This window comes from Sinorhizobium numidicum (assembly GCF_029892045.1).
Classification (GTDB): Bacteria; Pseudomonadota; Alphaproteobacteria; order Rhizobiales; family Rhizobiaceae; genus Sinorhizobium; species Sinorhizobium numidicum.
In genome coordinates this window covers 395,002-420,021 of record NZ_CP120369.1, presented here as the reverse complement: position 1 = coordinate 420,021, position 25,020 = coordinate 395,002, and the positions used below count along the sequence as shown (strand labels likewise).

The following is a 25,020-nucleotide window of genomic DNA, read 5'->3' as shown; positions in this document are numbered from 1 at the left end:
CGTCAGGTGCCCTCGATGGCCACGGGCGTGTCGGGGACGAGATCGGGCAAGGGGGCGGTGACGATAACATCACCCTCATTCACCCCCGACAGCTGCACAAGATTTCGGCCGCTCCAACGCCTGCCGAGCTCGACAGGTTGCCTGCGCAAAACGCCTCCTTCCACCTTGAGAACGAAAGATCCATCTGCGTCATGCCGGATGGCGGCCAGCGGAAGTGCTATAACATCCTTCTGGTCGTCAATTTTGAGGATGCCGGTGGTGAACATCCCGCCTCTCAATAGGCCGTCCTTGTTATTGATGGCGATGAATACCCTCACAGCGCGCGATCCGGCGACCGCGGTGGGCGAGATACGGACGACCTCACCAGGGAACGTGCGGCCCGGAAAACCTTCTACAGTCAGGTCTACGAGCTGCTTGAGGCGAACCAGTGGGATGCGGCTCGTAGGAACCCCGGCTTCAACCTCCATCCGCTTGAGCTCGACAATAGTCATCAGTTCGGTGTTCACCGGCACGGTCTGGCCCTGTTCCACCGGACGCGCAGCAATGACGCCATCGAACTCGGCGCGCAATTCTGAGTAGGAGAGTGAGCGTTCGGCATCCGCGACCTCGGCCTGTTTCGATCTGAGCTGCGCGCGAAGTTTGAGCACGTTCGCCCGCGCTGAAAGCCTCGTCGCCTCCGATGCCGCGCCTCGTTCACCCAGCGTGGTGTTTCGCTCAAGCACCGACTCAGCGAGTTCGATTTGGGCGTTAAGGGCATCCATCTCTGCTGTTCGTGCTGTCACTGCCGATCCGAGAGCTTCCGTATCAAAACGGACGAGGAGGTCGCCGGCTTTGACCACGTCTCCGATCTGCACGGGCAGCTCAATGATTGTCGAGGATATCCGAGATGTCATTGTCGAACGTCGAATGGGCGTAAGAGAGCCGGCTATACGGACTTCGTTTACGATGTCCTGCCGAACGGCGGTGCTAACGTCGGCTTGAGCAAGCTCGATCGGCCTGTCACGTTTAATCTGCGCAACCGCCCAACCTGCGGAAAGGAGGGTGGCGATTACCATGGTGATGGCGACTGCGAGTTTCCCGAAATTGCACCGAGCAATTATCGTCATCTGGATCTCTATCCGGGCTTTGATTTCTAAGTACGAAGTGTTGGCGTTTTCCGATGGAGGAGACTTGCCACCTATGAAAGTGTCACAATCATTCGACGGTCACCGATTTGGCGAGATTGCGCGGCTGGTCCACATCGGTCCCCGTGAAGACGGCCGTATGGTAAGCGAGGAGCTGCACCGGCAAGGAGAAGATCATCGGAGCGATGACCTCATCGACGTTCGGCAGCACGATCGTGTGCATCGTGTCGATCTTCGATACGGAGGCTCCCCTCTCGTCGGTGATGAGAATGATCCGCCCGCCCCGGGCGGCCACCTCCTGCATATTGGAGACGGTCTTGTCGAAGAAGCGGTCGTGCGGCGCGATGACGATGACCGGCATGTTTTCATCAATCAGCGCGATCGGCCCATGCTTCAGTTCGCCGGCGGCATAGCCTTCCGCGTGGATATAGGAGATCTCCTTGAGCTTCAGCGCGCCTTCCATGGCTAAGGGGAAACTCGTGCCGCGGCCGAGATAGAGCACGTGGCGGCATTTGGAGAGCTCACGCGACAGAGTCTCGATCTTCGGCTGGATGCTGTTCAGCACCTGGCCCATGATCCGCGGCATCTCGGCGAGACTTCTGACGAGCGCCTGTTCCTCCTTGTCGCTGACGGTGCCCCGCGCCTTGCCCGCACCGATGGCGAGCGCAGCAAGGACGGCAAGCTGACAAGTGAATGCCTTGGTCGACGCAACGCCGATCTCCGGGCCGGCGAGGATCGGAAAGACGGCGTCGGACTCCCGGGCAATGGTCGATTCGCGGACATTCACGACGGCACCGATCTTTAGGCCGTGCTCCTTGCAATACCGGAGCGATGCAAGCGTATCGGCCGTCTCGCCCGATTGCGAAAGGAAAAGGGCGGCCGACTGCGGCGAGAGCGGGATTTCCCGGTAGCGGAACTCTGAGGCGACGTCGATTTCGACCGGCAGGCGCGCATAACGCTCGAACCAGTATTTGCCGATCAGCCCGGCCAGATAGGCCGTGCCACAGGCGGAGATGGCGAGGCTCGGAGCCTTGGCAAAATCGATGCCGTCGGAAACGGGCACGACCCGATTGTCGATGAAGTTGAAGTAGTGGCCGAGAGCATGGGAGATCACCTCCGGTTGCTCGTAGATCTCCTTCTCCATGAAGTGACGATGATTGCCCTTGTCGACCAGATAGGCGGCAGCCATCGAGACCTGCCGCGGGCGCGTGACGACGTTGCCCTCGGTGTCGAAGATGTGCACGCCGGTCCTGCCGATGACGGCCCAGTCGCCATCGACCAGATAGGTGATTTCGTTGGTGAAGGGTGCGAGCGCGATCGCGTCGGATCCGAGGAACATCTCGCCGTTGCCGTGGCCGATCGCCAGAGGCGGTCCGTTGCGTGCGGCCATGATGGTCGACGGATCGTCCTCGAAGAGGACCGCAAGCGCATAGGCGCCCCTGACCCGCTTCAGCATCGCATGCATGGCCTCACGCCGCCCCATGCCCTCGCGGCGGTATTTCGCGAGAAGATGCGCGACGACCTCCGTGTCGGTTTCAGTCAGAAACTCCGCTCCGACCGCCGACAATTCGTCCTTGATTTCCGCAAAATTCTCGATGATGCCGTTGTGGACCACGGCGACACCGTCGGTGAAATGCGGGTGGGCATTGCGCTCCGTCGGAGCGCCGTGGGTTGCCCAGCGCGTGTGGGCGATGCCGATGGTGCCACTCAGCGCCTCTTCCTTCAGCCTCGCTTCGAGATTGACGAGCTTGCCTTCGGCGCGCCGGCGATGCAAAGCGCCCTCGGTGATCGTCGCAACGCCGGCCGAATCATAGCCGCGATATTCCAGCCGCTTCAACGCGTCGACCAGCCGCTCCGATACGGGCTCTGTCCCCACGATGCCAACAATCCCGCACATGTTCTCTCCGAATTCATTCCGGCACTTCAGCCGACGCAGTAATCACAAGGACGGACACCCGCCGGGCGCGCCTTCATTCAGGATCTTCTAATAGCATTGGTCAGGATTGGTATAATCGATAGTTGGGATAACAAGCATCCACCTTATGGATATACGAAAATGCGTTTGAGAGGAGTTGTCAGATCGTCGGGCGGTGATCGAACCATTGCGCTGCTGTCTAAAGATAAGGCAGCGTTCGGTGACGGCTTTCCCCGGATGAATGCCGAGCGTTGCCAGGCGGTGCGACGAAGAGGATTCGAATTGCGGAGAAGATCGCCATGTGACCCAGCCATCGGACCCGGAATTCCTCATCAACTACGAGATATCCCCCAAACATTCCAGGACCGGTGTATTGTCTCCTCCACGATTACGTTTTCGTCGGTCGCATGGCGCGCTTCTGCAGGTCGAGGTACCCGAGACGCGTTGATCGTTCGACGGGCCCGGCCGACATGCAGTTCGTTTGCACATCGACTTCGTTTGCACATCCGGACCAAGCGCGAAACTGTTGGTTGGTCTCGCGTGATGGTGGTAGTCTCTCTTGATGGTCGTGGGATGATCTCTTCCCGCTTCTCATCCAAGACCCCCGGTGGCCCCGGCGATCGAGTGCGGTCTTGTCAGGCCTTTCTCTATGGCACTTGAGAAGCCGCTGGCCGGTATGATCTGCGGATCGGTCCAAATCTGCCAACGAGCTCCCGCCCACAGCTAAATCGTGGTTTTCCCGGTCCAGATCTGTTCGATCATGCGCCCATTCAGGTCATCGACTTCTCACACCTGGTGTCTGCCTCTTGGTGGTGCTGCCCATTGGCGCTTTCGCGCCGACATGGATCCCTTCTCCGCTGCCCACGATTTCGCGGCCGTGATTGGGGCTTGTACCACGACAGCACTCCGCGGGCGTAAGGAGCGGCTTAGTCGGGTATCCAAGGCCGGCCAAGTCAACATCCGAAGGCTCCTGAGCATGGTACGATGACGCGGATCATAGGGCGGAGCCGCCACTGCTTCCGGCCGAAAGCCGTTCGAGGAATAGTCTCCCGCGGATAAGAAAATAAGGCTTCCATCTAAAACAGGCGGCAAACAATGAGACAATGCCGTCCCTAACGCTGCCCATCGATGTGCGGTCGCAGGACTTCGCAGGGAGCTTCGTCCGTTTCATTTCGGAGCGATTCGGGTCGCATGCCCCATACCGAAGGCTTTTGCTTCGGCATGTCCGACGGCCGCGACATCGACGATGATCTCGCCCTTGTGGCCAATTCCTGTCAACCGGCTGGCGAACGCTTGGCCGTCTTTTACACATCCTGGTGGTAGAGCGTCGCTAGAACGGCACTGCCCTCCCAGTCGTCGTTGACGGCCGCTGCTTCTGTCGGCGCCGCACACCGGTGTCCGTGGGCTGGAGCAACAGATGTCACCGGAACTAGAGGTTTATCTTCTTGCGGGCACGAGCTCCCGCGGCGGGCGCGGATGCAGGCGCCGGCCCTTCAGGGTTCTTTCCGAGACCAATCGCACGCGCTAGTTGGGAGCGCTGGTGAGCGTAGTTTGGAGCGGTCATTGGATAGTCGAAGGGAAGCTTCCACTTCTCACGATACTGCTCCGGAGTGAGGCCGTACTTGGCCATCAGATGTCGCTTCAGCGATTTGAATTTCTTGCCATTTTCCAGGCAGATGATGAAATCCGCAGTGACCGATTTCTTGATCGGCACTGCGGGGCGCGACTCGCTGGCCGGTTCGGTTTTTTCCGCCTGAGATGTGCCACATAAGGAGTCGTAGGTCTGTTCAATCAGGCGTCGCACTTCCCCGGCGGGCACAGTATTGCCGCTCAGATAGGCCGCGACGATACGGCTGGTGAGCTCAAGTCTGCGTTCCCGGGTGTCCATGCGCGATTCGGTCATGCTATTCTCCTTGCCTGTAATCGAACAAAAAACGAATCGCATAACTTGCAGGTATTTTGGTCTGAAGGAAGGCTGCAGATTGGAGTCGATGTTCATTGACTGCTTCCGCAGGAGTTTTCTTAGCTCTAGACCAATTCCGTTGCCCAAGCATGGCCGGCGTTCTATCTCGATAGCTCTCGTCCCGGGCTTACTCGGTCCATCAGCACCACCAATACTGATAACGATGCCATAACAACTCGAATGTTTCCCGCGTCCCGCCATAAAACCATTCCATCATACCACTTCGCGCTTTCGCGGAGCTACTGAAGGCGAGCCAACATTCACGTGTGCGCATCTTCGCTCAGCGCAGTCTGTTCGGCACAAAGGATTGCCTGAAGGCTTGCGGATACCGCTGCCCCTAAGTGCTTGTGGATCGATTTAAAGCCTGACGTCTTGTGGTGGCTTTCGGTAGGCTACGGCAATTCGGGTCGAGGCCCATAGTGCACGCCACGTTCCGCTGCGCCTCACGTCGCGCGACACAGCGAACAGTCCAAGAAGCGCATGGAAGGACAGTGGGCACTGTTCGCGGCGGCTCTCGCCAGCCGGTCGAATTTCGGCGCCGGTAGGTTCGCGAATATCCGCAGGCACGTTCCGCCGGTCGCGGTTGCGGCTGTCGTGAACAGAATTCAACACCGAGACCGGCGCAACGGAGATCGCTGTTGCGTGGGATCAGGTAATAGCTAAGTCGACATAGCAATGAGATTCACTCAGTGCCCAGCGGACGTCTCGCTGCCGGATGTGACTTGCTTTTTCTTACAAGGTCAACCGGCCGGGACGACCGGCTGTACCGGGAGGCTCTTCACTGTTCCTCGGTTCACAACATCACCTAATGGGCGCTGCCGGAGCGGTTCGGTATTGAGAACAGCGTTTGGAAACGGTTCGACGGGCCGAGCAAGGCGGGTGTGTGCTCGAAATCTTCTTCGACTACCTCGCCGCGCTCTCATCCTCGGCTTAATCTGGTGCGGATGTTCGATACCACCGTGGTGCGCCCACGTATCCGCCGCAGGGGCAAAAGGGGGCAGGAATGTTAAGCGCTCGGCCGTTTGCGCGGCGCTTCTCGACGAAGATCCACCTGCGAACCGACCTCGAAGCCATCCCATCGCCTTCGACCTGACCGGTGACGAGAGGAAGAACGCGCCGCACTTTCCCATCCTGCTCGGCCTCGCTCTCGATGTCGATTCTCGCTCGACGACCGGCGACAATGGCTGCCAGCCAGAAGGCCAATCGCGAGACCGCGGCATCGTTCCTGTCATTCCACACGAGGCCATGAGAAAGTAAGCGTGCCCTCTTCGCCAAGACGATGCTCTACAAAGGTCGTGCCCGCATCGAGCAGGCCGTCGGCAAGCTCAAGCGCTTCAAGCGCGTCGCGCTACGCTTTGAGGAGACAAGCGAAACTTCGCCTCCCTCACGGCCTGAGGCTTACGCACTTATTTATTGTCCATGAGTTTTTGAGACATGTAGGTGTATTCGAGCGCGTAACGGCGGGCGTGTTCCTGCAGGTTGGCGGCGGCGGCGTGACCGCCCTCGACATTTTCATAATAGTAGAAGGGCAGACCCATATCTTCGAACAGGGCGGCCATCTTGCGCGCGTGCACCGGACCGACGCGGTCATCCTTGGTCGAAGTCTCGAAGAAAGGTTCCGGATAGGCCACGCCCGCCCTGACGTTATGATAAGGCGAGATCGAGCGCAGGAAGGCGCCTTCGACTGGATCGTCGGGATCGCCATATTCGCCCTGCCAGGAGGCTCCTGCTGACATGTGGGTGAAATTGACCATGTCGAGAAGCGGCACCCGGATCACGACCGCGTTCCACAGATCGGGGCGCTCGGTCAACTGCACGCCCATAAGCAGCCCGCCGTTCGAACCACCCATGATCCCGAGATGCGGTGGCGAGGTGAGCTTCTTCGCGATCAGGTCCTGCGCCACGGCTTGGAAGTCGTCATAGACGCGCTGACGATGGGTCTTCAAACCGGCTTCGTGCCATTTCGGTCCGAATTCACCGCCGCCGCGGATGTTGGCCAGCGCGTAGGCCCCCCCTTTTTCCAGCCATAGCATGCCAAGCGATGCCGAATAGCTGGGCTGCATTGGAATTTCGAAACCGCCATAGGCGTAGAGGATGGTCGGGTTCGTGCCGTCCAGCTTGAGGTCCTTGGGGGCCACGAGAAAGTAGGGAACCTTCGTGCCATCTTTCGAGGTCGCCCAGAACTGCTGTACTTGCAGGCCCTCGGCATCGAAGCGTTCCGGGGTCGACTTGATCATTTCGACTTTGCCGCTTGCAGCATCGGCGCAAAACAGGCTGGAAGATTCGAGGAAACCTTCCGAGAAGACGAACAGGTGGTCGCTCTCATCGTCGCTAGACGTCAGGGACAGAGTCGAATTTTGCGGCAGCGCCAACTTAAAAGACGACCAGCCGCCCTTGCCGAAATCGAAGCTGCGTAGCTCGCTGGTGACATTCGACAGGATCGACAGCACGAGACGGTTCTTGGTCTGGGTAGTCCCTTCGACAGACTGGTGCTCGTCTGGCATGAACAGCACAAGCGGCTCGACGTGCGCCGGGTCGGCGAGCGCCGCCTTGAGATCGAAAGCGATGATCGCGCCATTGTGGAAGACGGTGCCCTTTGCCGAGGTCCAGTCCGACTTCAACTGATAGATTGCCTGGCCCTTGTAGTAGCCGCTAAAGGTCGCCGTGGTCGGGAGGGGCAGGACCACCTTGTGGGTATCGGTACGACCGTTCGGGTAAAAGCCTTGTTCGGTATTGAAGAAGTCGAGGGCGCGATAAGAGGTGTCCATCACATACTTGCCGGCGATGTCGCGCAGCACGCGGCGCGCGGCCGAGACGTGCTTCTTGTCGCCGCGGAAAATCTCGACCGCCTGATCCAGGCTCTGGCTGCGCTTCAACACCTTGGTGACGTAGGCATAGCCGGAAGCGGTCACTTCGCCGGGCGTCCATTCCCGGGTCACATACATGGTGTTCTCGTCCACCCAGGTCACCGACTGCTTGCCTTCGGGCAGGACGAAGCCCTCCTTTACAAATTCACCCTTGGCAACGTCGAATTCGCGCACCACATCTGCATCCTTACCGCCATCGGACAGGCTGATCAGGCAGAGATTGTTGGCAGGCGGCAGGCAGTCCTCGCCTTCGAACACCCAGGTCGTGCCCTCGGCCTTGGAAAGCGCATCGACGTCGAGAATAGTGCGCCATTGCGGCTTGCCGGACCTGTAGGATTCCCACGTCGTACGCCGCCACAGACCCTGCACGTGCGTGCCGTCCTGCCAAAAGTTGTCGATCATGCCGCCGTGGGCGAAGCCGGGCGAAGCAATGCGATCGGTGGCCTGTAGGATCTTTAGAATGTCCGCCTGGTATTCGCTGTAGCGCTGATCTTTCGACAGCTTACTGACGGTCGACACGTTATGCGCCTTGACCCAGGTCATCGCCTTGTCGCCGTCGATCTCGTTCAGATAGGCGCGAGGGTCGGCGGCGTCCTTGGGAGCCTTGTTGGGGTTGGAATCGATCGCCTTGGCGACGGTGGTCATCCGGGGCTGGGCGGAAGCCGCCATGGTAATCACCGTAGCCAAGGCGATTGCCATCATAAAGCTGTTTAGAAATGCACCGCGCATGGTTTGCCCCTTCGAAAGCCTCGATGAACGTATCCGAAGCGGTTCAAACTCACCGCTTCGCCTCACTTCTAGGCAAGACCCGTGCCAGCCAGATATATTTGAGTTTCAAGGGGGATTTTCGTGGGGCTGTTGGGAGGCCGTGTAGGAAAAGCCGCACTGTGTTGTCGCAACCGCGACTCGCTTGTCGCTTCCGGATGCAGCGTCTAACGTCGGCAGCGCCATTCCTGTCTCATAGAGCGACGCGCGGCGGGAAGCGCTATGTCCGAGCACAAAGGAATATACCTCGCCACTCGATTCACGCGCCGCTGCTTCATGAACTCATCGACGAGTATGGCTGGAAAAAATCCCCGACCGAATGGGACGGCTTCGTTGCGCTTGCCGGCAAGATCGGCGCGCTCGACAACGCCGCGTAGGCATGCACTACGCGGTAGGTAACGACGATTGGACCACGCAGAACTTGGTGCGCAACCCGGCGGCCACATGATGAACGACGATGAGACCGATGTCGCCTTCGACGGGCCGGCGGGCCACACCGCAGTCAAGCTTGGCGCCTGAAGCCCTTTGAAGCGCATGTCCGGCAGTCATCCATAACGTGGATGGGTTTGATCGAAACAAACGATTTCATCACTCTTCCGAAATGTTGCAAGGACAAAACCACCCTTACGCGCGCCGCTAAGGAGAAAATGCCCCTATTTAGATGACGGGCCAATTTAGCTTGCCGTCACCGTATGAGGAACGAAATGCTGTGTCTAGGAATTAGCGGCGGACTTGACCAAGTCCATGAAAACCGGTCCGAGCTTCCGAACGCCTTTATGCACGATGGCGCCGCGGTGCTCGTCCGAGACGGACAGGTGATAGCGGCCGTAGAAGAGGAACGCCTCAATCGGATCAAACACTCCAACAAGTTCCCAAGTCGTGCGATTCAATACTGTCTTTCAACGGCGGGGGTTCAGCTCAGCGACATTGATCGTGTCGCCGTCTACGCTAGCGAGCCCTATGCCAACGCCTTGCTTGAGGGTATGTCCGCTCGATTGCAACAGTCGGCTGGATCAGGATCGATGGTCACAACTGCTGACGCCTCCATTCCTCTGGGTGCTAAAGTGCTGGTGCAGCATCTGTTAGCGCGTGAATTCGGTTCGGAGTTGGACAGTTCGCGTATTTCATTCGTAAGCCATCACCAGGCGCACGCCGTGAGCGCTTTTGCAATGTCGGGCTTCGAACGAAGTCTTATTCTAGCGATTGATGGCTGTGGTGATTTCCTGTCGGGCCTCTTGGCCGTGGGGTCTGGCACAGAAATTACGCAACTCGAGGCTTTCCCCGAGAACAATTCCCTTGGGCTGTTTTATCTCGAGACGATCCGGTATCTCGGCTACGGCATGTTCGATGAATATAAGGTCATGGGACTCGCCCCCTACGGCGATCCCGCTCCCTATCGCGAGATCTTCGAGCGCTTTTATGAGCTCTCCGCCAACGGTGGCTACCGTGTTTACCTCGACCGCATCGGTCCGGCGTTACTCCGCAACCTCGAGGTCAGGCGAAAGGGAATGCCGTTCACCCAGCAGCATCGAGATGTGAGTGCATCACTGCAGGAAGCACTGGAGCGGATCGTGTTCCACATTGTCCGGCATCACCGTGAGACCACCGGTATGAAGCGGTTGTGCCTGGCTGGGGGGGTTGCCCACAACTGCACGATGAACGGTAAGCTGCTGTATTCAGGGCTTTTCGAAGACATCTTCGTGCAGCCCGCGTCTCACGACGCCGGTTGCGCGTTAGGCGCTGCGCTGATCGCATCTAACGAGCTGGGCCGTCCCGCGCCCCGTGAGCGACTGCAGGACGTCTATTGGGGCCCTGATCTCGGCAGCGACTGCGCCGTGCAGCAGGAACTGAATGCATGGGCCGGACATCTCGAGTTTGAACGCTCTGATGACGTGGCAAGTAGTGCAGCCGACTGGATCGCCAACGGCGCCGTGATCGGCTGGGTGCAGGGTCGTTCGGAGTTCGGGCCACGGGCGCTGGGCAACCGTAGCATTCTTGCCGACCCTCGACCCGCCGCAAACAAGGACCGGATCAATGCGATGGTCAAGAAGCGCGAAGGCTATCGGCCGTTCGCACCATCTGTGCTGGAAGAAGACGCGAGCGAATTTTTCGACCTCCCGGATGGCAGGCACGAATTTCCATTCATGAATTTCGTCGTTCGCGTGCGTGACTCAAAGCGTGCCTTACTCGGCGCTATTACGCACGTCGACGGTACGGCTCGCCTGCAAACAGTATCGCGCAAGGCCAATCCCGCCTACTGGGAGCTCATCAATGCATTCAAGAAGCGGACAGGCACGCCAATTCTGCTCAATACGTCCTTTAACAACAATGCCGAGCCGATCGTGGATTCGGTTGCAGACGCGATTGCCACATTTTTGACGACAGAGCTGGATGGACTTGTGGTCGGGCCGTTCCTAGTCAAAAAGCGGGCTGCAACGCTGCAGGATTGGACTGCGCTCGCGGTTTCATTGCCGCCTTATACGTCGCTCCATCAAGCCCGCGCTTACACAGCGGGAGATCGTCAGGAGACAGTCTGCGAGCTCCGTACGACCCACTCCAACAGTGACAGTGTGCGAGTTTCACATCACTTGTTTGAACTGCTGATGCGGATTGAGGGCGAGTCCGTGCTGGGAGATCTCCTCGATGCAATTGGGCCGGATCAGGGTAAGCGTGAAGGTCTGATGGAGGACCTGCGACGACTGTGGGAACAGCGCCTCGTTCGGTTGCATCCCTCACAAGCTGCTCGCGTCCAGCAAAACAGCGATAAAACGCCGGACTAAGTGTCCGTCCGGGGACTTTCTGAATCGGCAGAAATCGATTGGCCTATGGAACACGATCTGAGAAGAAACAATGACACGCAGTCAAAAAGAGAAGATGCTTGCAGGCGAGATGTACAATGCGGCGGATCCGGAAATCCAAGCCGACCTGCTCGCCACCGGGGCTTGGCTGAAGCGGTATAATGATGCACTGGACGCCCGCCCCGATCAGTGGCATGTACTCCTCTGCGAACGGCTGGGAGAGGTTGGGCTTGGAGCGGTCATCCGCCCCCCCTTTTACTGCGACTACGGCTTCAACATCCGGCTCGGAGCCCATGTTTACGTCAATTTCAACTGCGTCATCCTTGACGTGGCAGAGGTCGCGATTGGCGAAGGAACTGCAATTGGGCCTGCTGTGCAGATCTATACGGCCGATCATCCACATGATCCCGAGCAGCGGCAGGTCGGGTTGCAGCTCGGACGACCTGTCCGCATTGGCCGCCACGCCTGGATTGGCGGTGGAGCAATCATTCTCCCGGGCGTGACGATTGGCGATCATGCGGTCGTGGGCGCTGGCAGCGTCGTCACGCGAGATGTTCCTGCAGGGGCAAAGGTCGTCGGAAGTCCAGCTCGGGACAGGGGCTGACACAAAGCCTCCTGGAACTTGTGGGGACCTAGTCTTCGGACTGAAGCCGGATGGGGCTGGCCGCGATGACTTGGGAGGTCGCATCATCTGAGTTCCTCAACTGGAGATCAGCTCGGTTTATCGGAGCAACTGCTGTGTCTACCCGAAAATCGTTTGAAGCAATGTGGTCACGCTGGCAGTGCAGTGTCTCATGTCCGACTTTGTCCATCCCTTCACGGTAGGAGCGCGCGCTCCTTGCAATGACCGAAGGAGTCATCTCATGACAAACTTAATAAACGTGGACGCTTTTGACACGTGCCGTGGTCAGGTCGATATAGGTGACACTGTCCGGCGATTCCGCGAAGCGGTCGGATATAGCATTGAGGACCTCGCATTAACCTGCGGTCTGACTTGCGCCGAGATTACAAGGATCGAACAGGGTGCTGATGTCGAGCCGGGCAGGCTCAGGCGTATCGCCGCTGCACTTCGAGTGCCAAGCTCCATGTTTCCTGCTGAACTATCGGAAGGGGCCAGGACTCCTTAGAGCCCCCAGCTACCCTCAACCAACTGCACCACCATACGAAGTGAGGAAGAGGGAAAACCTAATTCAGTGCCAAGCATTAAGGCACGGCCAAGACGGAACTGGTCGACACACAACGGGCGTCGGCGACTCCTATGCCGCCCGTTTTCTCTACGGTTACACGACTGGTCGCAGCTTCAAGGATTGCGGCCATCTGGGGTCGTTGGCGGCCGGGCTCGTCACTCAGCAGATCGGTCCGCGCCCGCAACAAATCTGCCCCACGATGGTGAGCAGAGGGGCTGCTATTCCGCTTTAAGAATGCCGAAGTAAGTGCAATATAAGTTCAAAAGACAACGATGCAAGGCATCGCTGGATGTCGATTTTTTCGGCGGCGACACTTCCAGATGATTGACGCGAGACTTTCACGGGTCCGACGGGTCCGGTAGCGGCAGCGACCATCCGATCTGTGCTCAACTTCTCCCTTGCGGTCTCCTGCCGCATCCGATGCAAAGCAGGCCGAGGCGTACCTTGCAGGTTTAATCCTGCCCCGCAACCAACGTGCAAAAACAAAAGCCCCGTGGAAGATCGCAGGTGCAAAGCAAGGGCCGCCGAAACCCGCAACCCGGTCCGTTTCTTGAGCTGGAACTGTGCGTCGGCGGTAGATAGCGATTATCTTCTTTTCCCCGGAGCGAGCCGCCTCTCGTGTGAAGACGCCGGATCCGCTTCGACGAGAGTCGCCACTTTAGCTGCGTCAGTCTTCTGGCCTCTGATATTGCGGTGACCAGCCGCGCGTGAGGCCGCAGCTCATGTACTGCTCAGCAAGCGTGAGCTGCTCCCGCAGATGCTTGCAGTCGAGCACGGGGTCGCTTGCACATCTTGACGGGCCAGGCGAGGTTGCGCGATCGGCCTTCCTTTCTGCGAGGTCATTGCAATTTCAGGCTCAGCTGAATGCCGCGTTTTGGCATCCTTAAGGGTTTGCTGATGTCGATGCGTCCAAACACTTCCTTGCGCCGCTCTGCCTCGCGCTCTCTTTTTGCGCGCAGCGCGGCCAAGACCGAGTGAGCGCGCTCAATCACTTCTTCCGCATGGGCCATGAGAGCCTCCGCCAATGTTCTGATTTTGTTCTGATTGGCGAGTGCCGTCAAGGCCCGAGCTCAGAAGATTGTTGCGAAGTATTCGCGCCGGTGACATCGCTCGCCTACGGTCGGCTCACTCGGTCCGGGTCCAACGGGATTTTCTTCGGCCGCGTCCACCCAGACACTCTGACCTCTTCAGCCGAAAGGTCGCGAGGGCGCCGACGATATCCGGAGATCGATCAGGACGTCTCGTGCGCGATTCCGCTACGGCGGCAGTTTGCTCGCGCATGTCGGGGATCGTGTCTATCGAGCGAGACTTGCGTCTCAGGCGAGAAAGCTCAGGCCCAACACTGAGGTGTTGGACAAAGCACGCGATCAGCTTGTAAAGCGCGTCATCGTCGGATCCGTAGTCACTTCGTGTTTTCTGATGGCCACCCCGTCACTCGCTGCCTCCCACGCCGCTCTGTTTTCGTCCGACGACGGCAATTTCATCGTTTTCGGCGGAATCGGCCTTGCTAACATCGAGGCCCAGGAATTTGTCGATCGCGGCGCCGAGGAGTGCACAGACTCGGGTTGCGAGCGCAAGGGCCACAAGTGCAGCCAGCTGAACTGGGAGAGCAAGGGCATCACCCTTTTTACAGTCGGCGCCGACGCGCAGATTGACGACGACTGGAGCTTGAAGGGCAGCGTTAACTTCGGCACCGGCGGCACCGGTCACATGGTTGACTGCGACTGGCTGAGCGGCGGGCACGATGAATGGAGCCACCGCTCCATCCATCCCGATATCCAACTCGATCACTATGTCGCCGGAGCGATCGAGTTGGACGGGATCATCTACGGCGATGACAGCAGCAGTATCGCGGTCGGCGCCGTATCCGCTATACCGACGTCAAGTGGACTGCGTATGGCGGATCGGGCAGCTATTCGAGCAAGGGTCGCTTCCGAGACGACCACTGGAAGGCTCCAGACTGCGAAAGAATCATCAGCTACCGGCAAAAGATTCCGGTTGGCGTCGTCAGCCCGAGCGGCGAACACGGTTAGGCGCTCTTACGATCAGCGGCGGCATTCAGGGCGGCTTGAGATTCGGCATCGAGGACACCGGCGACCACTGGTCGAGCAATGACCGGGATCATGGAAGACGTGGATCCAGCGCCGACGATCGGCGCCAGTGTTGCCGTCAACCACGCGTTGGCGCCACGTGCTTCGCTTTAACTGTCCGGTTCGTTCGTGCGTGTGTTTCACGAACGCGGTGACTGCAAGTAGACGACACCGCAAAGGGCACACGCCCCCCTGGGTAGAGGATGAGGCCGGAGCAGGGTTGTCACCGACGTGGGCGCGCAGAGGTCAAGCGAATCGACGGGTGTCGGAACTGGAGTTCTGAGCCGACTTGGGAGCGGAATAGTTATCCCTTCTTCGCGTTCGTTTGTCCCGCGAACCGGCCCTCATAGCCTCGTACAGGCGTGCCAACTGTCTGTTCAAAGATAAGCTGACATATCTTCATGCCGGGGCGAAGTTTAATCGGAAATTTGTTGTGGTTCACCATCTCAAGCCGAATCTGCCCGGAAAAACCCGCATGAATGGTAGGCGCTGTCAGATGAATGCCTATCCCCAGCCTAGCAAGTGAGCTCTTGCCCTCCACCCTAGCTGCTATGCGCGATTGGGACTTAAGTTCGACATATTCCCTGGTCCATGCCAGCAACATCTGGCCAGGCTTAAAGTCATATCCTAGCACGGCATCGATATCGTGGGGTGAAGTAGTCTCCCCCAGAATCTCTTCGTGATTATACTTGGGGTCTGAAGGGTCGATTGTTATCGCCAATCCGCCCTTTGGCTCTTTGAAAAGAGTTAGCCTTCCGTCAAGCGTCAAATCAAGACTGGTGGAGCTGTATAAGGATAGATCTGGGTCTGGATCAACAATGATGGCGCCAGTCTGTATTGCAATCTGTATTTCGCGATCAGTCAAAATCATTGCGCGTCAGCCCCAGTGACCCGATTATTCAACCACCACTGCTTCAGGCACCCAGACACGCCAAGAGCCAGAAATGGTTTCTCTCGGCAATTCAACTAGGAAGCTGTTTCGATCTCGGTTAATCGGGTATCCGATGTCGAGTCCGTTATCCTTGATGGACCTCTGGTGGACGACCAGCCTTTCTGGCCCACTCGTCGTATCGACGGTAACAATCACCTCGCTGGGATGTGTCCCATGACCTACTTGGGTGACTTTAACTTTCATAGCCATATCCCTCCATTTTGGACATCAGACCGGAAAATCGACTGATTCGATATCGTGGATTTTTTTCTCCACAGCTTTATCTCATAAAGAGAACAAAATGTGAACAAAAATCTGGTGGCGTCACTACACTCTCTAACTCAGTAGTAAACAAAGCGTTTCCGCCGCTTGGCAAATCACATCCTTTTACAGAAAGCCTTGTCGCACGCTGACTAAGTTGTGATTTCAGATCGGCTCAGTTGCCTCCGATACAGCCTCTCGCTCTAGGCCTTCAGTCCCAGGAATGGTCGGCTGCAGTGAATTAGAGGCAATCGTCGAGCGGCAAGAGAGCGTGCTTGCGAAAGGCCACGATGACCGCTTCTTCCTCCGGCGACAGGACCGTCGAGCGCGGCTCCCGCGGACCGGTCGAACGATCGGCAACGGAGCTACGTTTCTTCCACTTCGCCACCGTCTTCGGATTGATCCCGTACCGCTTCGAAAGCGCCCTCAGGCTCTCTTGAATATTTTGTATTGCTCGACGCATTGCCTCTGTCATCGTGGCGCTGCTGTGTAGAACATGTCCCATGGTGCCTCTCTCCAAGCCGGCGAAGACATTGCACCATCAAAGCCTGGGATCAAACACCTAGAGCTCGTCCTAAAGCGACAACTCCTCGGGCTTGTTTGCGGCAGGTATTAACTCAGAAATGAAATCCGTCGTGACACTCATGGACTGCTCTTTATGTGCCTGAGCCGTTCGGTACCGGCGCTTATGACGGATCCTGTTCGGCGAGCGCCTTCACAAGGCCGAGGGTCCGGCTCCGCACTCTTTCATCTGTGATCCGGCTGAAAGCGCGAATAAGCGCAAGACCTTCATCGCTTGACGCAAACTCCATGATTTCTGGTTGCAGCTTCTTTTGGCCACTGCGGTCGTCGCCGCCGACCGCCGCTGCGCCGGGCATATCCGCGAAGAAGTAGGAAACTGGCGCATCCAGCGCGTCTGCAATCTGTTGGAGGCGGCTTGCACCTACGCGGTTGGTGCCTTTCTCGTATTTTTGTAACTGCTGAAACGTCACTCCGATAGCCTCCGCAAGAGCCACCTGTGTGACCTGGATCCACACCCGGCGCATCCGAATTCGACGGCCGACATGAATATCGACGGGTTCAGGCTTTCCCTTCGCTTTTTCGGGGCTAGAATTCAGCATACGCTTCTCCATATCTTTCAGCGATAGAACTCCCCGCCTATCGCTCCGCCAGTGTCTGTATCAGTGCCAACCCCCGCCGGCTCGATAAACTGCAATAGCAGGCCGCTCGTCAAGTCATCAAGGAGGAACGGAACCGCTTGCCGGGGACCAGCGGTGTCGAGGAGTTCTCCCCAGAAACGCTCGACAGCGCGTTCCGCCTGGCGACTACGAAATCATCCTTTGCGTGGCTGACGCCAAGGATCCGGTGATCCCGTTGATCGGGGAAGCGCGTCAGCGCCATCCATCGATTCCTGCGAAGACTCTTGTCGGTGACGACTTGATCAGCGCCAATCCCAAGCTGAACAATTGCGTGAAAGGCTGGAATGCGGCTTCGCATGGATGGGTGGTTCTCGCCGACTCTAACGTTCTCATGCCAAGAGATTATCTCGTCCGCCTAATGGCAGAGTGGCAGCGGGATACCGGGCTGGTATGCTCGACCCCACTCGTTTCACGCCCATCTGGATTCTGGGCGGAGGTTGAATGTGCGTTCCTCAATGCCCACCAGGCGCTGGCAGTATGCGGTCGAAGCCGTTGGATACGCGTCTGCGGAGGGCAAAAGCATGCTCTGGCGTAAGAGCATGCTGGATGCCCGCGGCGGCGTCCAGGCACTCGCGTGGAAATTGTCGAGGATGCGGCCGCAACGAAACTCGTCCGAAGCCTCGGCTTGAAAGTGCACCTGGTCGCCTCGCTATTCGAGCAGCCACTGGGCACCAAGTCATTTCGGGAGATGTGGGCTCGGCAGTGCTGATGGGCGAGATTTGCGACGCGTGACCTTTCCTCACTTCTTCTCGCACAAAATCCTGGCTGGCCTGGTGCCGCCATTTCTGCGGTCGGTGATCGCCGCTGTTGTTGCAGGCCACGGTGTGCTGGCCATGGCTGGTTTTGTCGGAAGGGCTAGCTACTTGCCGGAACTCGTCCTCTTGTACCGGAAGAACTGGTATCTTTCGGAGGGTCGCTCTTTGCCATGTTCATGCGCGATGCGTTGCTCCCGATAGTGTGGGTTCGCAGTTCGGTTGCAGTCAGCACACATTGGCGAGGCAATAGAATGTTGATCGGCTCGCATGAGTCCCGCCTTGAAGCTAGCGCGCTCGTGAGCACCACATAAAATCCGGCGCCGGTGGCAGAAAGCCGTTGATGAAAGGCGGATATTGTAGTTCCGATGCGACATTCTCGCGAGACTGCTTTTGTTGCGCAGCGGACCTCCATTTGCACAACCGAGGCTCGACGCTATGTGTAAAAAGTCAGCGAAAGCGCCTTTTTACAGTCACCTTGGACCCCGCTTGCATGCATCAGTCGGCGCGGTCGAGAGTTGGCGGGACCTGATGTCGGCCGCGGGGATCCTGGCGCGCAGGAGCTTAGTTCCGGCTCGGCCGTAAATAGCGCGTCTGAGGGTCCTAAGGCAGCTCATCTGCCGACCGTTTGTCCGTTGCTCCAAGGGGATCGACCCGCAACGCCGCCCTCTATCCAAGTGCTTGCGTGCCGAAGATGCGTTCGGCGACTCGCAGATCACCTACACTGTCGATCTCGTACCACCTTTGGTCGTCGCAGCGTGCAGCGGCGAGTTGCAGCCCGCGCTTCTCGATGAGATAAGCAAGCACTTCCTCCGTGTAGGCTTTCGACGCACCGGAGCCGATGAGCTCGTCCAGGGCCGGAACGATCGTCATGCTCAGCGCAATGCTGGAAAAGCGCAATAGATTCATCGTCTTGAATAGCGAAGGCCCGTCCGATAGGAGGCTGGCCGCCGTCTGGTTCAATCTGACTTCGAATATTAGGCCGTCCTTAGCGACCACAACGCCTGAGCCTTCCATCGAAGAATCGAAAGGTGCGACCGCCGCGGCATTCAGCGCATCGGCCATCATCAGGCAGCGTAGCGCATCCTCTTCGAAGAAAACGTCGCCTTCGAGAACATAGCAGTCGCCGGACAGCAAAGTGTCCCGCGCCAGCCAAAGGGAATAGGCGCTGCCCGTACGCTCGAAGAGGGATGACTCGACATAGTTGATCTCGAGTCCGCCGAAGCGCCTGCCGCAGGCATACTGAATGGCATCTTTGCGGTAGCCGACGACGATCGTCACCTCCTGGACGCCGACCGCCTCGAGGTTGCGCAAGGCATTGTGGAGGATCGGCGTGCCGTTGACCTTGACGAGCGGTTTCGGTTGCAGATCGGTCAGCGGACGCAGACGTGAGCCCAAACCGGCGGCGAGAATGACCGCCTTTTTCGGTCCAGTAATGGGCATTGCATTCCCCTTCTTCGTTGCACAAGTGACGGGTGTCATTGCCAAGCGTTGAGAACCTCGACAAGCCGGCTCAAGCCAATCCGAAGCCTTTCGGGTGGAATCCCGTAAGAGAGACGAAGACCGGTAGGATCACCGAATGTGGTACCCGAAACAGCTGCGACGCCGGCTTCCGAGAGCAACGAATCGACTATATCATCGGCTGTTGTCCGGCCGCCGTTTCCGGATGCCGACTGCAGCAGACGTGAAAGATTGAGATAGAAATAGAAGCCGCCTGCGGCTTTCGGCACAGGGACGCGCGTCAGTGAGGAAAGGACGTCAAGGCCCATCTGCCTGGCACTGGCGAGCTGTGACCGCAGCTTGCTTTCATAGGCTCCATCCCCGCGTTGCAAGTGGGCGAGCACCGCGTGCTGCGCGATCACATTGGGGTTGGAAGTCGTGTGCGACTGAAATGCTTTAACGGCATTGATCACCTCTTTCGGACCCGCAAGGTAGCCGATCCGCCAGCCGGTTAGAGCAAGCGATTTGCTGAACCCGTTGACGATCAGGGTACGCGAGCGCACCCCTGGAATTATCGAGGCGATCGGGTGATGCGTGTGGTGCCCATGCACGAAGTCGCCGTAGCATTCGTCGAAAATGATCCAGAGATTCCTTTTGACGGCGAGATCGGCGATGCCGCGCAGTGTCGGGACGTCGTAAACGGCGCCCGTGGGATTGTTGGGCGTGTTGATGACAATAGCCCGCGTCCGATCCGTTACCGCTGCCTTGATATCCACAACGCGAGGCACATAGCCGCTTGTGCCCGTATCGACGAAGACTGGGGTGCCGCCGGCAATCAGCACCTGCGCCGGAAACGTCGTCCAATAGGGCGCCGGGATGATCACCGCGTCGCCGGGGTTCAGGAGCACCATCGCGGCGTTGAACAAAGCCTGCTTGGCGCCGGACGTCACAGCTATCTCTTCGGCCTTCCAGATCTGGCCAGTATCGAGCGAAATCTTCCTTGCCAGCGCCTCTCGCAGCTCCATAGTGCCGATCGTTTCGGTGTAACGGTTGATGCCCTTATTGATGGCCTCGATCGCGCCATCACGAATGACAGGCGCGAGGTTGGTCCATATTTCTCCGGCGGTGAGATCGATTATTTCCATGCCGGCATCGGCGGCTGCTTTTGCTGCCGCGCGTGCCGCGGCCGTCCCCGATGAACTAAACAGGTTTGTCCTTTGCGCAAGCATGTGCACCCCCCCACTACCGTTCTACGGGTTCACGCCCCTTCGGCGGCTACGTTGTTTGTTTCGGCAGATACTGCTCTTCCGCCTTAGCCAGCTCGTCATAGGCCATCAGCCTGAACAGCTCATCAAGGCCGGCAACTTCGTCCTCAATAGCCGCAACGCTTTGTTCCGCATGAATTCGGCCGCAGATGTGGCGCATGCCGGCAATGGCCGCTCGCATCGTGTGGTTAGCCCAGATGACGGTGGAAATTCTGGCATCGCGATAGGCTGAAACCGGCGTCTTGTAGTATTTCGTCGGCACTATGACGACTGGCAACTTGTTGTTCCATTCCTTGGCAAAGGCCAGGATCTCGTCAGCAACCGGCTTGCGGGAGTGGATGAGGATGGCGTCGGCACCGGCTTCCGCATATGCGTCGGCTCGAACAATTGCCTCGTCGATACCGTGGCCGGCGATCATCGCCTCGATGCGGGCGACGAGAACGAAACCGGGTCCGGTGGTGTCCTTTACAGCCTTGAGGCGTCCGGAAAATTCGTCGATATCGGCTAACGCATGTCTGTCGCCGACGAAGGAGTTCGTTTTTGGGAACTGCTTGTCCTCAAGGCACAGCCCGGCGGCACCGCGTTGTTCAAGCTTGCGTGCGACAATGCGAGCGTTATTGAAATTACCAAAACCGCTGTCGCCGTCGACGAGAACCGGAATACTGGTTGCATCGACGATGCGTTCGACTATGTCGACGATCTGCGTCCAACTTGCTTCGCTGGCATCCCGATAGCCAAGGACCGAGGAGATCGAAAGGCCAGAAGCCCACAGGCCCTTGAACCCCGCGCGCTCAGCGATAGCTGCCGACAGTCCGTCATGCGCTTCCATCAGAAATGTGAGATCACTCGAAAGAATGAGTTCACGAAGAATTGCCGATGAGATGGTCGGTGACGACACTTCGCCGCTGGCCGGAAATGAAGTTGACCTGTTCATTGTTATGCTTCCTTCCTGAGACTGGAGAGTGGGCCCCATCTCAGAAAAAAGCAAGTAAGCCATTGATTATTCTAATAAATGTGCCAGCAGATATATTTGTCACAATGCGAAAATAATTCCAACGACACGCATGGCGAAGGCACCTTTTGCCAGCCCAAGCTATCCGTTTGTTGTCCTCAATCTCCAAGAGGTTTCTACCGTCTAATCCAGGCCTCCAACTTACCGCCGCATGTTTTACAAGACAGAGCACGCGATGGCCGATAATGGTCCGTATGCCGATGAGCAGGCGCTTTTGAATTCCGAACTCCATCATCAGTGAGGCGATAGGCTTGCTGTGAACGCCAAAATCGTCACGCCACTCACTGCCATACCCGCGGCTGAGGCTGCCTGCGAACCGCGCGGGACCACATACTCGCGCTAAAGGGCAACTGCCATCATTTGGTAGCGGCCGGAAAAGGCGGCTGTGGCACAAGCGAAGCCGGCCAAATCGAGCGCCTGGCCGAGGTCATCGCCGCACCAACCGCGCTGATGGCAGCCTCACCAGCCTACGCGACGAGGCCATGCTGGGCGTCGCGCCTGTTTATGGTATCTGCTGCAATCAGCCCGAGCGCGCTCACCATCAGCCGCTCCCGGTGGGAGATCGAAAACCGCTTGCGTTGGATGCTCGACGTCAATCCCGCCGAGGACGTCAGTCGCGCCACCACGAAAGACAACGCTCGCGCCAACACCGCCCATCAACCAGGCATCAACAGAGGTGCGTGGAGCGACGACGTCGTCGCAGTGCACTCACACGTCTACGTGATTAACGGGAAGCTTTCCAGCCGTCGTCTGCTGAACTCTTGTAGAACCCCGGGTATCGCTGCTTCCTCAAAATCTAAGTGGTTCATCAATGCGGATTTCACCACGTCCGGCGTCTTGCCGAACTGAGGCATGACGTCTGTGAGCCTTGCGAGACTCGCCTCGAAACCAGGAGAGAGCTCTGACGCGGCTATTTCCATGCGCAGAGGATGGGAGCCAAAACAAAATTTCTCGATGATCTGGCAAAGCTCGCAGCTTGACGACCCCTGCGCTATCACCGCGAATATCGTTTCCGCCTGGAGAGCGAGTACCGACGGAGATGACACATCGGAGGACAAAGAGTGGTGGGATGCTCGGGGCTGTACACGCGTTAGTGCAAAGGTGAGAATTTGGCGGGCTATGATGTAGGAATCCAGCAGAGCCCACTCGAGCAATGGCCGCGTGAAGAAGCCTTCTCGAGGAACGGATACGATCCTTCCTTCTGCAGCGAGCCGGATCAGTGCTTCGCGAACTGGAGTCCGGCCGATGTTGAGTTTGGAGGCTAGCTCTTTTTCATTAAGATGCTGCCCTGGCATGTGAGTGCAGCTATAGAGCAACTGCAGGACCGCATCGTAGGCTCGATCGGCTTTTCCGCGCATCGTGGGCCCACAAGCTAAACTCGGCATTTCTATTCCACGACACTGGGGCAATTTTTCACAGAGCCACATCTCCAAGCTATTCCTTCCCGAGGTCCTTCACCCGTCACCTGACGTAGCCACGAAAGCGGATAAGATTTTCACCAATGAAGCGGATGAACCGATTGTGAGGATCGTATGATGCTCGAAAATCGAGCATAGCATGCTGATTCTACGGTGTGCTAGCAGTTCAGACCCAATTCATGTGGTTTCGTATGTCGTCACCAGTCTTCGCTGGACGGCAGGTAGCCTCTGAAACCAAGCACTTGAGCTGCCATGCCATGGGCGCTCACTCATTTTGCAGGAAAATGCACGCCCGATAATTTTTGGTTTATCAAGCAGATGCGTCAGGATAAGCCATGAGCAGCAGCACAACTCGGAGGGGGTGAAGGGATCACGGCATCTCGCACCGAGGTTGGGGCGAATCGGCCATGCTTTTGCGTGATGCAGTATGCAGAATCTCGCGTTTGAGTGGGACTGGTTTGAGAGGTGATCAGTCTTTGATCGCCTGTCGAGGAGAAAAGACGAGGCGACTTCATGAAGCGGTACACAAGTGTTTGTGGCGCCGGCATGTCGCAAAGCGCGCCGATGCTATCGAGGGCCTCGCACGCGATCTCGAATTTATTCGAGTTTCAGATATCATGGAAGTCGCGTACCCATTGCTCAGCTTGAAGGATGCCGCTCGCCTGCCTGAGGTGATGGTGGACGAGGTCTTCCTTCGCGAGCAAAGTAGTAGACCGCGCCTGGTGCAGCAGCGCCCGCCAGGGACGTTGACCGCGGGCATACGTCCAGATCCGATTTTCGGGGGCATTCCGCATGCATCCGGCCACCACAGGTCACGAAGAATAGCCTAGCCACGAAAACAAGTAGATTCATAAAGATAAATCGCCCGACCCGCAGGAGGCGAACACTGGTCCGGACGCCGCCAATCAATCCTCCCCACATAGCAAGTTGTCAGGTCCACCGCGCCACCCTTCGACGCCGGGCAGGGAAAGTCGCCTCGCTTAAGTCAGAAATCTTTGCCGTCCCAGTAAATAAGCTTCAACTGGCCCCAGCCGGAAGCCCTGAAGACTGCAGGTTAGCCAGCCATATCGGCTCCGCCGTCCGCACTCGGGGTAAATGCCGTAAGCTGGTGCCGAAGTGGAACGACCCAGCTCTCATCATCAGGAGCGCAGCGCCCAAAACTTTTACCCTGGCACGGGCCCAGCCACAATTGCGCAAGGTACCATATCTGACTGTTCCACCAGATCGGGCTCAATGCCCGCCGAGCATGGTCGATTTGCGATGTGTAGAGCGCAATATATCTTATCTCTACAGGCCGCACAAGGGAGCCGTATTCGAATATATCTGATCATATGCCCGAATTGTGCTTGATTGCGGCTCGAAGAACATTCAATATTAATTTGACGAGATGAGTGACCAATGGATAGGTGATTTGAGTGGCGATGATAAAATATCTCTTCGATGCTGCAAATGCCGTCACGGCGCTTGGACTCATCTTCGCTACGACCGCTATATACTTTGCTATGGTTGGGCAGTTTGAAATCGGCATCTGTTTTGCCTTGTGGGCGCTTCTTGCGGATGACGCGGACGGCATGATCGCCAAAAGCTCCTCAAATAGATCGGCTCCAACGGCGCAAGTCGGAGCCGCCTTCGATGGATTTGCGGATCTAGTCTACGCAGCCGTGTTTCCGGCTGTGCTAATCTTATGTTTCAACGCGTTCTCTGGTCCGGCCTTTCTGGCCGCTGTCTGCCTCGTCCTGTCAGGAGCTCTCCGCCTCAGCTACTTTTCGACGTTTGGGCTGGATGCAGACGGATTCAGCAGAGGGCTGCCGTTGAACAATGACCTGTTTGTATTGGCGACGATCTTTGCCGCAAACCGCCTTTTCGTGATCCAGCAACTCGGCGCTATTTTGATCGGCGCAGCGTTGATATTGTCCGTACTTCATCTCTCCAATCTCAAATATCCCGGGACCGGGAACGCGTTGAGGTTGACGAATCTCGCGCTTGCGGCAGGGGCTTCGATTGCGCTGCTGGCGACAGCATTTACATCGTAG

At 57.8% G+C, this 25,020-nt stretch carries 20 protein-coding genes and 4 pseudogenes; 11 read left to right on the top strand and 13 right to left on the bottom strand.

Features of this window, described 5'->3' with window-relative positions:
* Positions 1-2: 2 nt before the first annotated feature.
* Positions 3-1,106 (bottom strand): efflux RND transporter periplasmic adaptor subunit, encoded by a 1,104-nt coding sequence (locus PYH37_RS31100; RefSeq protein ID WP_280736197.1) that lies wholly within the window; start codon positions 1,104-1,106, stop codon positions 3-5.
* An 88-nt stretch (positions 1,107-1,194) separates the two neighbouring features.
* Positions 1,195-3,021, bottom strand: coding sequence for a glutamine--fructose-6-phosphate transaminase (isomerizing) (gene glmS / locus PYH37_RS31095; RefSeq protein ID WP_280736198.1), 1,827 nt, complete (start codon positions 3,019-3,021; stop codon positions 1,195-1,197).
* Between the two features lie 1,209 nt (positions 3,022-4,230).
* On the opposite strand from glmS, the gene PYH37_RS31090 reads away from it, so the two are divergent.
* Positions 4,231-4,362, top strand: a complete 132-nt coding sequence (locus PYH37_RS31090) for a hypothetical protein (RefSeq protein ID WP_280736199.1) — start codon at positions 4,231-4,233, stop codon at positions 4,360-4,362.
* Between the two features lie 106 nt (positions 4,363-4,468).
* Here the strand turns inward: PYH37_RS31090 and PYH37_RS31085 are convergent, their stop codons facing one another.
* Both PYH37_RS31085 and PYH37_RS31075 read right to left on the bottom strand, forming a co-directional pair.
* Positions 4,469-4,942 (bottom strand): Ros/MucR family transcriptional regulator, encoded by a 474-nt coding sequence (locus tag PYH37_RS31085; RefSeq protein ID WP_280736200.1) that lies wholly within the window; start codon positions 4,940-4,942, stop codon positions 4,469-4,471.
* Between the two features lie 1,466 nt (positions 4,943-6,408).
* On the bottom strand, positions 6,409-8,598 hold the full coding sequence (locus PYH37_RS31075; RefSeq protein ID WP_280736201.1) for a prolyl oligopeptidase family serine peptidase: 2,190 nt from the start codon (positions 8,596-8,598) through the stop codon (positions 6,409-6,411).
* A 194-nt stretch (positions 8,599-8,792) separates the two neighbouring features.
* On the opposite strand from PYH37_RS31075, the gene PYH37_RS31070 reads away from it, so the two are divergent.
* The 5 genes and pseudogenes from PYH37_RS31070 to PYH37_RS31050 form a co-directional block, all read left to right on the top strand.
* On the top strand, positions 8,793-9,011 hold the full coding sequence (locus tag PYH37_RS31070) for a hypothetical protein (protein WP_280736202.1): 219 nt from the start codon (positions 8,793-8,795) through the stop codon (positions 9,009-9,011).
* 327 nt (positions 9,012-9,338) lie between these two features.
* Positions 9,339-11,414 carry a carbamoyltransferase family protein gene (locus PYH37_RS31065; protein ID WP_280736203.1) on the top strand — a complete coding sequence of 692 codons (2,076 nt, stop codon included), beginning with the start codon at positions 9,339-9,341 and terminating at the stop codon, positions 11,412-11,414.
* A 70-nt stretch (positions 11,415-11,484) separates the two neighbouring features.
* A complete protein-coding gene (locus tag PYH37_RS31060; RefSeq protein WP_280736204.1) occupies positions 11,485-12,036 on the top strand; it encodes a sugar O-acetyltransferase in 552 nt (183 codons plus the stop codon).
* 259 nt (positions 12,037-12,295) lie between these two features.
* On the top strand, positions 12,296-12,559 hold the full coding sequence (locus PYH37_RS31055) for a helix-turn-helix domain-containing protein (RefSeq protein WP_252746769.1): 264 nt from the start codon (positions 12,296-12,298) through the stop codon (positions 12,557-12,559).
* A 109-nt stretch (positions 12,560-12,668) separates the two neighbouring features.
* Positions 12,669-12,865, top strand: a pseudogene (locus PYH37_RS31050) (PfkB family carbohydrate kinase); the annotation flags it as partial.
* Positions 12,866-13,458: 593 nt separating this feature from the next.
* Here the strand turns inward: PYH37_RS31050 and PYH37_RS31045 are convergent.
* On the bottom strand, positions 13,459-13,680 hold the full coding sequence (locus tag PYH37_RS31045) for a hypothetical protein (protein WP_280736647.1): 222 nt from the start codon (positions 13,678-13,680) through the stop codon (positions 13,459-13,461).
* Between the two features lie 358 nt (positions 13,681-14,038).
* Between PYH37_RS31045 and PYH37_RS32680 the strand changes: the two genes are divergently transcribed.
* Positions 14,039-14,734: an omptin family outer membrane protease gene (locus PYH37_RS32680; RefSeq protein WP_425336202.1), complete on the top strand. Its 696-nt coding sequence runs from the start codon at positions 14,039-14,041 to the stop codon at positions 14,732-14,734.
* Positions 14,735-15,013: 279 nt separating this feature from the next.
* Here the strand turns inward: PYH37_RS32680 and dcd are convergent, their stop codons facing one another.
* The 4 genes and pseudogenes from dcd to PYH37_RS32675 form a co-directional block, all read right to left on the bottom strand.
* Positions 15,014-15,580: a dCTP deaminase gene (gene dcd / locus PYH37_RS31035; protein ID WP_280736206.1), complete on the bottom strand. Its 567-nt coding sequence runs from the start codon at positions 15,578-15,580 to the stop codon at positions 15,014-15,016.
* A 543-nt stretch (positions 15,581-16,123) separates the two neighbouring features.
* Positions 16,124-16,406 (bottom strand): annotated as a pseudogene (locus tag PYH37_RS31030) (IS481 family transposase); the annotation flags it as partial.
* Positions 16,407-16,587: 181 nt separating this feature from the next.
* Positions 16,588-17,022, bottom strand: coding sequence for a helix-turn-helix domain-containing protein (locus PYH37_RS31025; RefSeq protein WP_280736207.1), 435 nt, complete (start codon positions 17,020-17,022; stop codon positions 16,588-16,590).
* Positions 17,023-17,131: 109 nt separating this feature from the next.
* A complete protein-coding gene (locus PYH37_RS32675; RefSeq protein WP_425336226.1) occupies positions 17,132-17,302 on the bottom strand; it encodes a hypothetical protein in 171 nt (56 codons plus the stop codon).
* Between PYH37_RS32675 and PYH37_RS32670 the strand changes: the two genes are divergently transcribed.
* The gene (locus tag PYH37_RS32670) at positions 17,246-17,635 is read left to right on the top strand and encodes a glycosyltransferase (RefSeq protein ID WP_425336215.1); all 390 of its coding nucleotides are present in this window, start codon (positions 17,246-17,248) and stop codon (positions 17,633-17,635) included. The genes PYH37_RS32675 and PYH37_RS32670 overlap by 57 nt on opposite strands.
* A pseudogene (locus PYH37_RS32665) lies at positions 17,556-17,809 on the top strand (glycosyltransferase). Before PYH37_RS32670 ends, PYH37_RS32665 begins: the two are co-directional and overlap by 80 nt.
* 712 nt (positions 17,810-18,521) lie before the next feature.
* Here PYH37_RS32665 and PYH37_RS31015 read toward each other — a convergent pair.
* From PYH37_RS31015 to aepX, 3 genes are read right to left on the bottom strand one after another with little or no spacing between them, the layout of a single operon-like run.
* On the bottom strand, positions 18,522-19,295 hold the full coding sequence (locus PYH37_RS31015) for a phosphocholine cytidylyltransferase family protein (RefSeq protein ID WP_280736208.1): 774 nt from the start codon (positions 19,293-19,295) through the stop codon (positions 18,522-18,524).
* A gap of 35 nt (positions 19,296-19,330) precedes the next feature.
* Positions 19,331-20,521 (bottom strand): aminotransferase class I/II-fold pyridoxal phosphate-dependent enzyme, encoded by a 1,191-nt coding sequence (locus PYH37_RS31010; RefSeq protein ID WP_280736209.1) that lies wholly within the window; start codon positions 20,519-20,521, stop codon positions 19,331-19,333.
* Between the two features lie 46 nt (positions 20,522-20,567).
* A complete protein-coding gene (gene aepX / locus PYH37_RS31005; RefSeq protein ID WP_280736210.1) occupies positions 20,568-21,491 on the bottom strand; it encodes a phosphoenolpyruvate mutase in 924 nt (307 codons plus the stop codon).
* Between the two features lie 438 nt (positions 21,492-21,929).
* Between aepX and PYH37_RS31000 the strand changes: the two genes are divergently transcribed.
* A complete protein-coding gene (locus PYH37_RS31000) occupies positions 21,930-22,418 on the top strand; it encodes a hypothetical protein (RefSeq protein WP_280736648.1) in 489 nt (162 codons plus the stop codon).
* 374 nt (positions 22,419-22,792) lie between these two features.
* Here PYH37_RS31000 and PYH37_RS30995 read toward each other — a convergent pair.
* Positions 22,793-22,864, bottom strand: a pseudogene (locus PYH37_RS30995) (GntR family transcriptional regulator); the annotation flags it as partial.
* Positions 22,865-24,408: 1,544 nt separating this feature from the next.
* On the opposite strand from PYH37_RS30995, the gene PYH37_RS30985 reads away from it, so the two are divergent.
* A complete protein-coding gene (locus PYH37_RS30985) occupies positions 24,409-25,020 on the top strand; it encodes a CDP-alcohol phosphatidyltransferase family protein (RefSeq protein ID WP_280736633.1) in 612 nt (203 codons plus the stop codon).